This is a genomic window from Lelliottia nimipressuralis (genome assembly GCF_004402045.1).
GTDB lineage: Bacteria > Pseudomonadota > Gammaproteobacteria > Enterobacterales > Enterobacteriaceae > Enterobacter > Enterobacter chinensis.
Window position 1 is genome coordinate 1,093,963 of sequence record NZ_SOMG01000030.1, and the last position, 14,027, is coordinate 1,107,989.

General features: G+C 55.4%; 11 protein-coding genes. 5 read left to right on the plus strand and 6 right to left on the minus strand.

What is annotated here, in order from left to right; translation table 11 throughout:
* Positions 1-22 precede the first annotated feature (22 nt).
* Positions 23-979: an AraC family transcriptional regulator gene (locus E3U32_RS22820; protein ID WP_134350625.1), complete on the plus strand. Its 957-nt coding sequence runs from the start codon at positions 23-25 to the stop codon at positions 977-979.
* Between the two features lie 13 nt (positions 980-992).
* On the opposite strand, the gene E3U32_RS22825 is transcribed toward E3U32_RS22820, so the two are convergent.
* Together E3U32_RS22825 and E3U32_RS22830 are read right to left on the minus strand one after the other, a co-directional pair.
* Entirely contained in the window at positions 993-2,372 is a 1,380-nt protein-coding gene (locus E3U32_RS22825) for a carbohydrate porin (RefSeq protein ID WP_134350626.1), read from the minus strand.
* Positions 2,373-2,466: 94 nt separating this feature from the next.
* Positions 2,467-3,825, minus strand: a complete 1,359-nt coding sequence (locus E3U32_RS22830) for a glycoside-pentoside-hexuronide (GPH):cation symporter (protein ID WP_134350627.1) — start codon at positions 3,823-3,825, stop codon at positions 2,467-2,469.
* 365 nt (positions 3,826-4,190) lie between these two features.
* On the opposite strand from E3U32_RS22830, the gene E3U32_RS22835 reads away from it, so the two are divergent.
* Positions 4,191-5,876, plus strand: a complete 1,686-nt coding sequence (locus E3U32_RS22835) for an alpha,alpha-trehalase (protein WP_134350628.1) — start codon at positions 4,191-4,193, stop codon at positions 5,874-5,876.
* Between the two features lie 62 nt (positions 5,877-5,938).
* Here the strand turns inward: E3U32_RS22835 and E3U32_RS22840 are convergent, their stop codons facing one another.
* Both E3U32_RS22840 and E3U32_RS22845 read right to left on the minus strand, forming a co-directional pair.
* On the minus strand, positions 5,939-8,041 hold the full coding sequence (locus E3U32_RS22840) for a TonB-dependent siderophore receptor (RefSeq protein ID WP_134350629.1): 2,103 nt from the start codon (positions 8,039-8,041) through the stop codon (positions 5,939-5,941).
* Between the two features lie 113 nt (positions 8,042-8,154).
* On the minus strand, positions 8,155-8,409 hold the full coding sequence (locus E3U32_RS22845) for a GlsB/YeaQ/YmgE family stress response membrane protein (RefSeq protein WP_008502662.1): 255 nt from the start codon (positions 8,407-8,409) through the stop codon (positions 8,155-8,157).
* Between the two features lie 208 nt (positions 8,410-8,617).
* Here E3U32_RS22845 and ycgR point away from each other — a divergent pair, with 208 nt between their 5' ends.
* A complete protein-coding gene (gene ycgR / locus E3U32_RS22850) occupies positions 8,618-9,349 on the plus strand; it encodes a flagellar brake protein YcgR (protein ID WP_134350630.1) in 732 nt (243 codons plus the stop codon).
* 38 nt (positions 9,350-9,387) lie between these two features.
* On the opposite strand, the gene emtA is transcribed toward ycgR, so the two are convergent.
* Complete coding sequence (emtA, locus tag E3U32_RS22855) at positions 9,388-9,999, minus strand: membrane-bound lytic murein transglycosylase EmtA (RefSeq protein WP_134350631.1); 612 nt, start codon at positions 9,997-9,999, stop codon at positions 9,388-9,390.
* A gap of 108 nt (positions 10,000-10,107) precedes the next feature.
* Here emtA and ldcA point away from each other — a divergent pair, with 108 nt between their 5' ends.
* Together ldcA and E3U32_RS22865 are read left to right on the plus strand one after the other, a co-directional pair.
* The gene (gene ldcA, locus E3U32_RS22860) at positions 10,108-11,022 is read left to right on the plus strand and encodes a muramoyltetrapeptide carboxypeptidase (protein WP_134350632.1); all 915 of its coding nucleotides are present in this window, start codon (positions 10,108-10,110) and stop codon (positions 11,020-11,022) included.
* A gap of 97 nt (positions 11,023-11,119) precedes the next feature.
* Positions 11,120-12,853, plus strand: coding sequence for a potassium/proton antiporter (locus E3U32_RS22865; protein WP_134350633.1), 1,734 nt, complete (start codon positions 11,120-11,122; stop codon positions 12,851-12,853).
* A gap of 97 nt (positions 12,854-12,950) precedes the next feature.
* On the opposite strand, the gene dadX is transcribed toward E3U32_RS22865, so the two are convergent.
* Positions 12,951-14,021 carry a catabolic alanine racemase DadX gene (gene dadX / locus E3U32_RS22870; RefSeq protein WP_134350634.1) on the minus strand — a complete coding sequence of 357 codons (1,071 nt, stop codon included), beginning with the start codon at positions 14,019-14,021 and terminating at the stop codon, positions 12,951-12,953.
* Positions 14,022-14,027 lie beyond the last annotated feature (6 nt).

Consider the following 14,027-nt stretch of genomic DNA (forward strand, 5'->3'; position numbering starts at 1 on the left):
ATTATTCGTCCGGAGTTGCGTCATGACCGTACAGTCACCCGATTTGATCAGCGAACTTTTACGCGGCATGCGCCTGTCGGGGGTGAAATACCGTCGAATTGAAGCCAGCTCGCCGTTTGGCGTCGCGTTCCATCACGCGCCCGGCAGAGCGCAGTTTCATTTCGTGAGCCAAGGCAGCGCCCTGCTGCGAATGGAGAGCGGTGCGACGTTCGAACTGAGCAGCGGCGATGCCCTGTTTATTCCCGGCGGTAATTCTCATGCACTACTCTCTGACGAGCAGGCCACCATAACCCCGGTCAACGACTTTCCCAGCGAACCTATCTGCAGCTCGGTCTGCGCTATTACCTGTGAGCCCTGCCCGGAGGGCGAGAACACCATCATCTTTAGCGGGTGCATGGATTTTGAGCTGGGCGGGATGCAGCCGCTGATCAAGGCGATGCCGGAAGTGATGATGGTTAGCCGGCTGATGTCCACCTGGCCGGAAATTCATCCGCTGCTCGCGGCAATGGAGCGCGAGTCAATGACGCGACAGGTCGGGTTCGCCGGGATCCTTGCCCGGCTGGCCGACGTGGTGGCGGCGCTGATCGTCCGCGGCTGGGTCGAGGCGGGTTGTGGAAAAGCGACAGGCTGGGTGCAGGTCTTACGTGACCCTCGTCTGAGCCGGGCCATCTACGCCATGCACCAGCAGCCCGGCCTGAACTGGAGCGTGGCGGACCTGGCAAAAGAAGCGGGCACCTCCCGTTCCGTGTTTGCAGAACGGTTTCTGTCCGCGACGGGAACCACACCGGCCAAATATCTCAGTGAGCTGAGGATGCGGCTGGCCATTCAGTACATTCGCCATGAAAATCAGCCCATTGAAACGGTCGCGCTGCGGCTGGGATATGGTTCGCTGGCGGCGTTCAGCCGGGCGTTTAAGCGGATTATCGGGCATGCACCCGGCACGCTGCGGGAAGCCAGCCAGACCCCGGAAGAGGTATGACTGGCGTACGACATCAGAAGTAGTATTTAAAGCGCACGCGTCCGCCGTAGCGATCGTCATTTCGGTCATCGCCGTCTTTCGGATGGGCTTCCACCCAGGACGCATACGCGCCAAGATAAATATTGAAATTCTTCATCTTCATCACGTTCGGGATCAGGTATGAAGCATGAATGGTGTGAATATCATAATCCCCGGGATCGGTTACCCAGCAGTCCCCGTCGCAGTCAGCGTCGAAGTTAGCGGTGTTGAAATTATCGATCTGGTTGTGCGCGTAGATATAGCCCAGCTCAACGTTACGCCATAAGGCATTCACGCCCGCGGTGAAATCCTTCTCATCAGTTGCATCCATATAAGCGGTATTCAGGTTCGCCACGATACCGCCATCCGGATCGGTTTTTTGCCCGTTCCACGTCATGGTGAAGCCGTAGCCGGTGCGATCAGACTGGTCTACCCATTTCCCCGATGCATCGCGGTAGCCATAGGCGTTGTTGACGAGGTTGCTCTCCATCGCGATGGCCGTCGAGAAGTTGCCTTCCTGCCAGGCAATGACCGGACGGACGTAGGCGACGTTTTTTTCGTTATCCAGGTCCACACCGTGGTACTGCTGGTCAACAAACAGCGAACTGCCATCTTCCAGCAGGGTGTTGACCTCGAAATACCAGTTTCCCAGGGTTTTACTCAGCAGGAAATTACCGCCGCTGTCGCTACGCCCACGCCCCTCTTTCATCATGTAGATGTAGCCGTAACCATCGCTGTAGAGGTCGTTAGCCGTGTTGCCGGAATATTCAACGAAGGTGTCCTGATTCAGCGGGAACATGTCATAGGCTTCGAAGCGCCCAACTTTCACCTTCCAGTCGTTTTCCGTACCAAAGAAGAAAACGGCATCATCAAGGTTCATTTTGCCCGTTAAGTCAGCCAGCGGCTGCACGGAGAAACCGGCGAAATTGCCGTTCTCCATCCGTTTATATCCGTCAAAACCCAGCAGCAGACGGCCGTTAATATCCCAGCGCTCGTGGCTGCCGGGTGCCCAGTCTTTATTGGCCGTCGTTTTCATGGAGGTTAAACTGCCGGTCTTGCTGGCCGCGTCCATATTAAATTCAACGTCGCCGTAGAACTTAATATCCCCGTAGCCGGATAACGTCAGTTTGGGTGCCGTTTGTGCTGTGGAAGGCTCCGTGGATTCAACCACAACCGGATTCGCGGCCGCCACGGTTTGCTGCTGTTGCTTCAGATCCTGAATTTGCGCTTCCGCCTTTGCCGCCCGTGTTTCCGCCTTTTCGAGGCGCGCCTCCAGTTGCGCCAGCTTATCTTCCAGACGCTGGGTATCTTTTGCTGCCATTGCTCCGGTAGTACAAAACGCACTGACAATGAGTGCAAGGTATTTCACTTTCATCGACTCCATCCTCGTGAGTTAATCATTATTTCCTGACGGACACAGAGAACCTCGCCGATAATTCATATGAATTATCGGCTTACTACATCAACCATTAAGAATTAGCGAATTCGCCTTTATTTAAATCATTCACTACGCCATCCATGACGTTTTCCGTTAATTTATAAAACTTAATCGAGAAGGCGGTGAGTAAATAAAAGAGTGAAGGGATCAACGTAAACAGAAGAATGACGCCCTGAACGGCGGATTCCGATTGTACCGCGCTGTTTGACTCATAATTATACCCGGCGAGAACCCAGCCCAGGATAGCGCCGCCGACCGCAACACCTAATTTAATCACAAATATATTGGCCGCAACATTCATACCTGTAATACGACGCTGGGTTTTCCATTCACCGTAATTATTTGCATCGGTGATCATAGACCACTGCAGCGCGCCGTTGCCGCCCTGGACAATCTGAATAAGCACGTGGGCGATCAGGGGAATAACCCAGAACTCCAGCGGCAGCCAGAAGCAGGCCACGCCTAATGCGGCATTCAGGATATTAATCCAGAACGAGAGTTTGACCTTGCAAAAACGGGTGCCGAACGGCTGAGCCAGCACGGAGCCAAACATCGAGGCCAGCATCCCGCCCAGCATAAAGAACGAGATGATGTCCGCCCCTTTGTTCAGCACGGTGTTGACGTAATAGACCACCGCGCCGCCGCGAATCACCACCGCCACCAGCATCATAAAGTTGTAAATGGAGAGAATGCGCCACTGATCGTTACGGAAGAGAATTTTAACGTCACGGGCGATGTTCAGATTCTCTTCTTTGATGGGCTGCACGCGCTCTTTTGTGGTCGCAAAACAGACGATAAACATCAGACAACCGATCGCGCCAAAGAGCGCCATCGCTACCTGAATGCCGGTTGCTCTGTCACCAGGGTAGAGATAATCCGCCAGAGGCAGAATGAGGGCTGTACCAAGCGCACCGCCAATAGGGGTGATAGCAAAACGCCAGGACTGCAAAGAGAGGTTTTCACGCGGGTCGGACGTTAGCGCCGCCCCCAGGGAGCAATACGGGATATTAATGGCGGTATACATCAGAGTCATAAATATATATGCCCCGACGGCATAATAAATCTTTCCGGTTTCGGTAAAATTCGGAATGGAATAAACCAGTACGCAGCTCACCGCAAAAGGCACGCATATCGCCAGCAGCCATGGACGAAAACGCCCCCAGCGCGTTGACGTTGCATCGGCAATTGCTCCCATTACAGGATCGGTAATGGCATCTAATAAACGCACCAGAAGAAACATCGTTCCCATTACGGCCGGCGGTAATCCATATATATCCGTATAGTAATACGCCAGAATGGCCACCGATGAATCAAATACAATGTGACTCGCTGCATCTCCCAGGCTATAGCCTATTTTTTCTTTGACCGGAATTTTTTCTGCAACTGACATAGCGTGACTCCTCATTTATGAAACCGGTTTCTTTTGTTGCGACAATTTCGCCTGAGAGTGACGCCACGATCCATTATGTTTTTTCACCAGGAACTTATGTTTTTTGCTTTATGTGATCGTGATAATTAAAAGAAACAATTCACCGGGCACATTATGTGCAACGGATCGCAATTTATTTCCCATGCTGTTAGATATTCACAATATCAATATTTCACCGCATCACGCGCGGCATTAAGCGCAACGGTAAATAGTCTGGATTTGTGCAAAATGCGATGTTCGACACGCGAAGCGCGGCATATTCGACTAAGGTTTTCTGGTGATTGTTGACAGCGTAACTGCTGCTCAGTGAATAAGGAGAAGCACCAATGATAACCCCTCAAAAGCTGCGCCCTCGCCTTTTACCTCTGGTTCTGGGCAGTGCGCTGCTCGCGGTTGCCGCTTCTGGCGCCGCGGAAGAGATGAACGCTGGCCAGACGAATTCACCGGATATTTTGCTCGGGCCCCTCTTCAACGATGTTCAGAGTGCCAAACTCTTCCCCGATCAAAAAACCTTTGCCGACGCGGTACCTAACAGCGATCCTCTGACGATCCTTGCCGATTACCGCATGCAGCGCCGTCAGTCCGGGTTTGATTTACGCCATTTTGTTGAGGTGAACTTTACGCTACCGGGGGAAGGTGAAAAATATGTTCCGCCTGCCGGGCAAAGCTTACGTGAACACATTGACGATCTCTGGCCCGTACTGACGCGCACCACCGATAAAGCCAGCAACAAATGGGATTCCCTCCTGCCGTTACCGAAACCTTACGTTGTGCCCGGCGGTCGTTTCCGGGAGGTCTACTACTGGGACAGCTATTTCACCATGTTGGGTCTGGCGGAAAGCGGTCACTGGGACAAAATCAGCGATATGGTGGATAACTTTGCCTATGAAATCGACACCTTCGGGCATATCCCCAACGGCAACCGCAGCTATTACCTGAGCCGTTCCCAGCCGCCGTTTTTCTCACTGATGGTTGAACTGCTGGCGACCCACGACAGCGATGCGCTGAAGAAATATCGTCCGCAGATGGAGAAAGAGTATGCCTACTGGATGGACGGCGTTGACGCCCTTCAACCGGGGCAGGCCAACAAACGCGTGGTGAAGCTGGATGACGGCGCAATCCTCAATCGCTACTGGGACGATCGCGATACCCCGCGCCCGGAATCCTGGCTTGATGATGTGAATACCGCTAAAAGTAACCCTAACCGACCCGCGACAGAGATCTACCGTGATTTACGTTCCGCTGCGGCCTCGGGCTGGGACTTTAGCTCCCGCTGGATGGATAATCCGCAAAAACTCGGCACCATCCGGACCACCAGCATCGTGCCGGTAGACCTGAACGCCCTGATGTTCAAGATGGAAAAACTGCTGGCGCGGGCAAGCCAGGAGAGCGGTGATGCCGCCAGCGCAAGCAAATATGAGGCGCTGGCTACTGCGCGCCAGAAAGCCATCGAGAGCCACCTGTGGAATGATAAAGAGGGCTGGTACGCCGATTACGATCTCAAGAGCAAGAAGGTCCGCAATCAGCTCACGGCGGCGGCCCTGTTCCCGCTTTACGTGAAGGCAGCGGCACAGGATCGCGCCGATAAAGTCGCCGCGGCAGCCTCATCTCGCCTGTTGCAGCCGGGCGGGATAGCGACCACCACCGTAAACAGCGGCCAGCAGTGGGATGCGCCAAACGGCTGGGCTCCGCTGCAGTGGGTAGCAACAGAAGGGTTGCAGAATTACGGGCAAGATAAGGTCGCGATGGACGTGACCTGGCGCTTCCTGAAGAACGTTCAGCATACTTACGATCGCGAAAAGAAACTGGTCGAGAAGTATGACGTGTCGACAACCGGTACGGGCGGCGGCGGTGGAGAATATCCGCTACAGGATGGGTTTGGCTGGAGCAACGGCGTGACGCTGAAGATGCTGGACCTGGTCTGCCCGAAAGAAAAACCGTGCGACAGCGTGCCGGAGAATCGGCCTGCGGCGAATGACGAGGCTGCGCCGACGAAAGCTGCGGCGCAGTAAGTGTATTGCCGGGTGGCGGCTACGCCTTACCCGGCCTACATTTTGAACTCACAGGGCTTTGCTCAGAAGCTGTAACTCGCCCCTAGCTGATACGTTCTGTCACGCCCAATCCAGCAGTTTGTCGCGTCGTAACAGGTCAGCGTCTCTTTGTTAGTGATGTTCTGCGCGCTGGCTTTAAGCGTTAGCCCTGCCAGCGAAGGCAGTATTTCGCCCATCCGGTAGGATGCCGACAGATCGTACTGCGTAGTGCCGCCCAGCTTACCCGCATCGTTAGCCGGAGAGATTTCCATTGGCCCGGTGTAGCGTGCGCCTGCGCCCAGCATCAGCCCTTTCAGCGGCGTGTTCTCGAAGGTGTAATCCCCCCAGAGGTTGAAGGCGTTCTCCGGCACCTGCGTCGGACGTTTTCCTTTGTACTTGTCATCTTCCGTATTGATCGCGTGGGTGTAAGCATAGTTGGCAATCAGCGTCAGGTTGTCCGTCGGACGGCTGATGGCAGACAGTTCTGCCCCTTTAGATTCCACTTCCCCGGTCTGACGATAGTTCAGGAAGCCCGGATCGGAGGTGACGACATTCTTCTGACGGATGTTAAACACCGAGGCGGTAAAGGTGGTGGCGTAATCCGCCAGCAGATATTTTACCCCGCCTTCCACCTGCTTGCTGGTGGTGGGTTTGACGTCTTTTGCCACGAGCGTTCCCTGCGGCGACACCGGCGCAAAACCTTCGGAATAGCTGATAAACGGTGAAATCCCGTTCTCGAAGGCGTACAGCGCGCCCAGACGTTTGGTGACGCGGTCCTGTGATACCCAGGCCTTATCACCGTTTTGCAGATAATTGGTAGTGACGGAGCGGTAATCATCGTAGCGCAGGCTACCCAGCAGATTTAAGCCGCCAAATTCAACCTGATCCTGCAGGTAATAGCCGTTCTGCTGATAGCTCAGACGGTTTTTCTGGGCGGTATAAAGCCCCAGAGCGCCTTCATTGATCTGCGAATAGTCAGGATTGCGCATATCAATGCCCGGCGTGGCCGACGCGTAACGGTAGTGGAAGTGGGAGTTCAGCTTCTGATAGTCAAACCCGGCCAGCAGATGGTGTTTCCACTCGCCCAGCGCAATGGTTTTGGTCACCTGGTTGTCAATGTTGAAGCTCTTCAGATCTTCATCGGTGGTGTAGGCAAAGCGGTTAAGCTGATAGACCTCGCTCCCCGCGCCGGTTGCATAGACGCTGCGCTGATGGGTATCGACATCGAAATAGCGCGCCTTCTGGTTAAAGCCCCAGCCGCTGTCAAACTCGTGTTCAAAGCTGTAGCCCAGCATCCACTGTCGCTGCTTAAATCCGTTCCACTCATCTCCGGCGTAATCGCGCTTGCCCGCGTATTTCGAGCGCAGGTAGGCGAGCGGCAGCGGGTTCGACGGCGTCAGGCTTGGGGTATTTTGTGCCAGCGCATCGAGGGTGAGGCGGGTTTTGCTGTCGGGTTGCCAGGTGACAGACGGGGCAACCAGGTAGTTTTCATACCGGGTGGTGTGCGGCTGACCGTCATTTTCCGTGGCTTTGCCCAGCAGACGGTAGTTCCAGTCGCTGTCGGCAATCTGCCCGGTTGAGTCGAGATAGCCCTCTTTCAGGTTTCGGGTCCCGGTATTTACGCCGATCTCGGTTCGGGCTTCCCGCTGCGGCTTTTTACTCTGAATATTTACCAGCCCGCCCGGCGAGCCGCCGCCGTAAAGAACCGATGAAGGGCCTTTCAGGATATCCACGCTGTCAATCAACAGCGGGTCGATGCGGGCTTTGGTATTGCCGGTAACGTTATAGGGCAGTTGCAGCCCGTTGTAGAACTCCTGGTCGACGGTAAAGCCACGAATTTTATATTCGCTCATGTAGGAGGTATTTCCCCGCACCTCCGTAGAGACGCCCGGGGCATAGCGCAGGATTTCATTCACGGAACTCGCATGACGCTTTTCAATTTCCGGCGCAGAGACGGTCGTGATGATCTGCGGGGTTTTACTTTCGGCCACGGCGGATTTCGTGGCGCTGTTTGTCCAGGCCGGCAGCGCGCTGCCCTGCTCTGAGCCCGTGACGACGATGGTTGATTCTTCGGCAAACGCCTGAACCTGCAATGCCAGCGTAACGGCGCCTGCCAGGGCGCATAGCGTAAAACGGGAGGTATTCATAATGTCGTCTTGTTGTTAGATGCAATACGGAACGACAATTATTATCATTTCGATTAACAAATCAATATTCAGGCAAAAAAAACGGCCCTCCGCAGAGAGCCGTTTATGTCATTTTATGCTCGTCGCAGTAGTCTGAATATGCCCAACACAACAATGGCACCCACGACAGCGACCAGGAAACTGTGCAGGTCAAAACCACTTATGTTGCCTCCAAAGCCAAACATCGTCGCCAGCCAGCCGCCTACAACCGCACCAACGACCCCGAGTACACAGGTCAAAATAAAGCCGCCGCCATCGTTTCCCGGCATGATCAATTTAGCGATAGCGCCAGCAATAAGACCAAAGATAATCCAGGCGATGATACCCATAGCGATGCCCTCTTGCAGGTTTAACGCATGTGCAGAAAACCTTCTGCGCAGCTAACTTAAGTATAGGTCATCGCCGGAAAATCATTTTCTTCTCACCGACTTATCTTTGCGTAAACAGGCAAAAAAAACTCACCGGTTTGTATTAAGTTTCATTGCAGATTGCCGATAACGCTAAGACAGTCTGTCATCTATCAAGGAGCCATCCGGCGTGAGTCATTACAGTGAGCAGTTCCTCAAGCAAAATCCGCTGGCTGTATTAGGGGTATTACGCGACCTGCAAAAAGGTGAAGTGCCGCTGCGCATCAGCTGGTCGAATAATCAGTTCATCAGCAAGATCCTTGACGTATCGCAGGAGCGGCTGGTGATTGATTTAGGCAGTCAGGAGTATGAAAACCGCGCTGCGCTGAGAGCGGAGAATATCGCGGTGATGGCCGAAACGCAGGGCGCCAAAGTGGAGTTTGTCCTGTCGCGGCTGGAACTGAGCGAATACCAGGGACTCCCTGCTTTTGCTACCCCGCTTCCCACCAATCTCTGGTTTGTCCAGCGTCGTGAATATTTCCGCATCAGCGCCCCGCTTCACCCCGCCTATTTTTGCAAGGCCAAAATGCCGGACAAAAAAGAGATCCGCTTCCGTCTCTTCGATCTGTCGCTGGGCGGTATGGGCGCGCTGATGGATACGCCGAAACCTGACGGACTGGTAGAAGGCATGCGGTTTACGCAAATCGAGCTGGATATGGGGGGCTGGGGTCGCTTTTATTTCGATGCACAGCTGATTGCCATCAGCGATCGCACCGTCGTGGACAGCAAAAATGAAACCATCACCACGCCGCGTCTGAGTTTCCGTTTCCTGAACGTCGGACCCGGTGCAGAGCGTGAACTTCAGCGTATTATCTATTCGCTTGAGCGGGAAGCGCGGGAACGTGCAAATAAAGTTCTCTGAAGAAAAGAGGGCAGCGTGACCGCCGCCCGTCTGCGGCATTACATGGCATCCATCGCTTTCTGTACTTTCCAGATATAACGAGGCGCCTGTGGTGCCGGGTGATTTTTCGCCACATGTTCAAAGAACTCGTCTTTGTCCATGCCGTTAATCTCTTCTATCGCCTCTTTGCGGTCAGAGGAGAAGGTTCTGAGCAACGCGCCGGCACCGTTAACGTAAGACACTACCAGCGCGTATTGCATCACCTCCGGATCCTGAATCCCCTTCAGCACGCCATGTTCCATAATGCTCAGATAGGCTGTACCCATTGAAATGTTGCGTTCCGGGTTCTTCAGCTCGCTGGTCGACGGCTGACCGCTCCAGCCCATATAGCGGTATACTTCTCTTCCTGCCGTGGACGCTTTAAGCTGCATCAGCCCCACCGCGTTGGACTTGCTGACAAGCGTAGGATTACCGCCGGACTCGACCGCAATAATCGCCGTGATCAGACGTGGACTGACGCCCCAGGCCTTCCCGGCTTGTTCACTGATCGGCATCCACTGCATGGCCCGCTTCACCGGCACTTCAGGGTTCCAGGGCGGATTTTGATAATCATGCTTTGAACTACAGCCAGCGAGCAACACAATCAAAAAAGCAAACCATCTCAATTTCACGTCATCTATCCTTATAGCCGGTCATCGCAGTGCGCCGCCCCCTTGAAGCAGGCAGCGTATAAGCGGCATGATATAGACAATTAGTTTCTCATTCAGCAAGGAATTGCCATGTCTCAGTTTCATCTCATCGCGCCGTCGGGCTATTGCATTAACCAGGACGCGGCGCAGCGGGGCGTTCAGCGTTTGCTGGAATCCGGCCATCAGGTAGAAAATCAGACGATTATCCCCCGCCGTCAGCAGCGCTTTGCCGGCACTGAAGCGCAGCGGCTGAATGATATCAACAGCCTGGTGAACCTGAAGGGTGAAAACCAGATAGTTCTGGCGGTGCGCGGCGGGTATGGCGCGAGTCGGCTGCTGGAGAGCATTGACTGGCAGGGACTGGCGCAGCGCCAGCAGCAGGATCCGCTGCTGATTTGCGGCCACAGCGATTTCACCGTCATCCAGTTGGGACTGCTGGCGCTGCATAACGTGATCACCTTCAGCGGCCCGATGCTGGCCGGCAACTTTGGTGCACCGGAGCTGGATACGTTTACCGTGGAACATTTCTGGCGCGCGCTGCGCAATCCAACCTACAGCGTTGAGTGGCAGGGAAATGGACCTCACTGGGAATGTGAAGGTCAGCTCTGGGGCGGCAACCTGGCAATGCTGGTCTCGCTCATTGGAACGCCGTGGATGCCGCACATCGAGGACGGCATTCTGGTGATGGAAGATATTAACGAACATCCGTTCCGCGTCGAGCGCATGCTATTGCAGCTTTATCATGCCGGTATTCTTGAACGCCAGTCCGCGATTGTGCTGGGCAGCTTTAGCGGCTCTGCGCCGAATGACTATGACGCGGGTTACTCCCTTGAGACCATGGTCGACTTCGTTCGCTCGCGGCTGGATATTCCGGTCATCACCGGCCTGGATTTTGGTCATGAGCAGCAAACCGTGACCCTGGCGCTGGGGGCGCACGCCTCCCTGATTCATAACGATTCAGGCAGCCGGCTAACCATCAGCAGCCATCCTGCCATAAAGGCATAAAAAAGCCGTTATACCCGCTTAATAAAACGCTGTTGCCGTCGTTAATATGTTAGGGTTTTAGTAACAGCGTTAACATTGAGGTGGGAGTAAGAGAACATTGGATGCCGCAGCGATAATCAGCCTTTTCATTCTGGGTTCGGTCCTTGTAACCAGCAGTATTTTATTAAGTTCATTTTCATCGCGTCTCGGCATACCTATTCTTGTTATTTTTCTTGCCATCGGCATGCTGGCTGGCATTGATGGCATCGGCGGTATCCCCTTCGACAACTACCCTTTCGCTTACATGGTAAGTAACCTCGCGCTGGCCGTGATCCTGCTTGACGGCGGGATGCGCACCCAGGCGAGCTCCTTTCGCGTTGCCTTAGGACCCGCGCTGTCGCTGGCAACCGTCGGCGTGTTGATTACCTCTGGCCTCACCGGGATGATGGCCGCGTGGCTCTTCCATCTTAATATCATGGAAGGTTTGCTGATTGGCGCTATCGTGGGTTCAACCGATGCGGCAGCCGTGTTTTCCCTGCTCGGCGGGAAAGGGCTTAACGAACGCGTTGGCTCCACGCTTGAAATTGAATCCGGCAGTAACGATCCGATGGCGGTGTTTCTCACCATTACGCTTATCGAGATGATTCAGCAGCATGAAAACGGGCTGAGCTGGATGTTTGCGTGGCATATCCTGCAGCAGTTCGGCCTGGGGATACTCATCGGCCTGGCGGGGGGCTACCTGTTACAGCAGACAATCAACCGCATATCCCTGCCGTTGGGGCTTTACCCGCTGCTGGCGCTGAGCGGCGGTATTCTTATTTTTGCCGTGACCACTGCGCTGGACGGTAGCGGCATTCTCGCCGTTTATCTCTGCGGGTTCCTGATGGGCAACCGCCCTATTCGCAACCGCCATGCAATCTTGCAGAACTTCGACGGCCTGGCCTGGCTGGCACAGATCGGCATGTTCCTGGTGCTGGGGCTTCTGGTTACGCCATCAGACCTGCTGCCGATCGCCATTCCGGCGCTGCTGCTGTCGGCTTGGATGATCTTTTTCGCCCGTCCGCTGTCGGTATTTGCAGGCCTGCTGCCGTTTCGCGGCTTCAACCTGCGCGAGCGCGTCTTTATCAGCTGGGTGGGCCTGCGCGGCGCGGTGCCGATTATCCTTGCGGTCTTTCCGATGATGGCCGGTCTGGATAACGCGCGGCTGTTCTTTAACGTGGCCTTCTTCGTGGTGCTGATCTCGCTGCTGTTCCAGGGGACGTCGCTCGGGTGGGCGGCGAAAAAAGCCAAAGTGGTGGTGCCCCCCGTGGGCTGGCCGGTTTCCCGGGTGGGGCTCGACATTCATCCGGAGAACCCGTGGGAACAGTTTGTCTATCAGCTGAGCGCCGACAAATGGTGCGTGGGGGCCTCGCTGCGCGATTTGCACATGCCGGCTGAAACGCGCATTGCCGCCCTGTTCCGCGACAATGTCCTGCTGCACCCTACAGGCAGCACCCGCCTGCGCGAAGGGGATATTCTGTGCGTGATTGGTCGCGAGCGCGACCTGCCCGCGCTGGGCAAGCTGTTCAGCCAGTCGCCTCCGGTGGCGCTGGACCAGCGTTTCTTCGGCGATTTTATTCTGGAAGCCAGCGCCAAATTTGCCGATGTGGCACTGATTTACGGTCTGGATGAAGGGCTGGAGTACCGCGATAAGCAGCAAACGTTAGGGGAAATCATTCAGCAACTGCTGGGGGCTGCCCCCGTCGTCGGTGACCAGGTGGAGTTCGCAGGGATGATCTGGACGGTGGCGGAGAAAGAAGATAACGCAGTCAGAAAAGTCGGCGTCCGACCAATGGAAGAGGACGCGGAGTAGTTATTTTTTGGCCGGGTGGCGCTGACGCTTACCCGGCCTACGTTCGAGGGTTTTGTAGGTCGGGTAAGGCGAGGCCGCCACCCGACACAAACACTCGTTACACCGTCACAACTGGCACTCTCGGTGCCAGCGCGCACATCAATTCGTACCCCACCGTTCCCGCCGCGGCGGCCACATCATCAATTTTGATTTCGTTACCCCACAGTTCGACAGGTGAGCCAATGCCCGCCTGCGGGCATGGCGTCAGGTCAACGGCCAGCATATCCATGGATATCGTCCCCACCGTCCCCGTGCGGACGCCATCCACCCACACTGGCGTACCGGTCGGCGCGATGCGCGGGTAGCCGTCGGCATAACCGCCCGCCACGATACCAATGCGCTGCTCGCCCGTTGCCCGGTAGCGGCTGCCGTAGCCCACCGTGTCACCGGCCTTCAGGGTTTGCACGCCAATGATTTCGCTGCGCAGTGTCATCACCGGCTTCAGGCCGCTGTTGGCGATATCCTGCCACTGGCCTGAGGGCGATGCACCGTACAGAACGATCCCCGGACGCACCCAGTTATAGTGCGCCTCGGGATGCCACAGCGTGGCCGCCGAGTTTGACAGCGAGCGTGGACAATCCAGTCCTTCTGCCGCCTGCTCAATCCGCACCATGGCATCGGCAATACCGTCGGTTTTTTCCGCGTCGGCAAAGTGCGCCATCAGCGTCATTTCACCCACGTTCTTCAGGGCTCGTAGCTGTTGCCAGACCGTATGCACCCGCTCAGGCTGGAAGCCCAGGCGGTTCATGCCGCTGTTCACCTTGAGATAAATATCCAGCGGAGCCTGGAGCTTCGCATCCTGAATCGCCTTAATCTGCCAGTTGCTGTGAACGCTGGTGGTCAGCCGGTACTTATCCAGCAGCGGCAGATCGTCCGCGTGGAAGAACCCCTCCAGCAACAGTATGGGCCCTTTCCAGCCGCGCTCGCGCAGCAGAATGGCCTCTTCCAGATTCAGTAACGCAAAACCATCGGTCGCGCTCAGCGCGCTCCAGATACGGTCAATGCCGTGGCCGTAGGCATTCGCCTTCACCACCGACCACACGCGAGCACCAGGTGCTGCCCGGCGAACAATTTGCAGGTTATCCTTCAGGGCCTGCAGGTTCAGCTGGGCCAGAACAGGACGGGACATGACAAC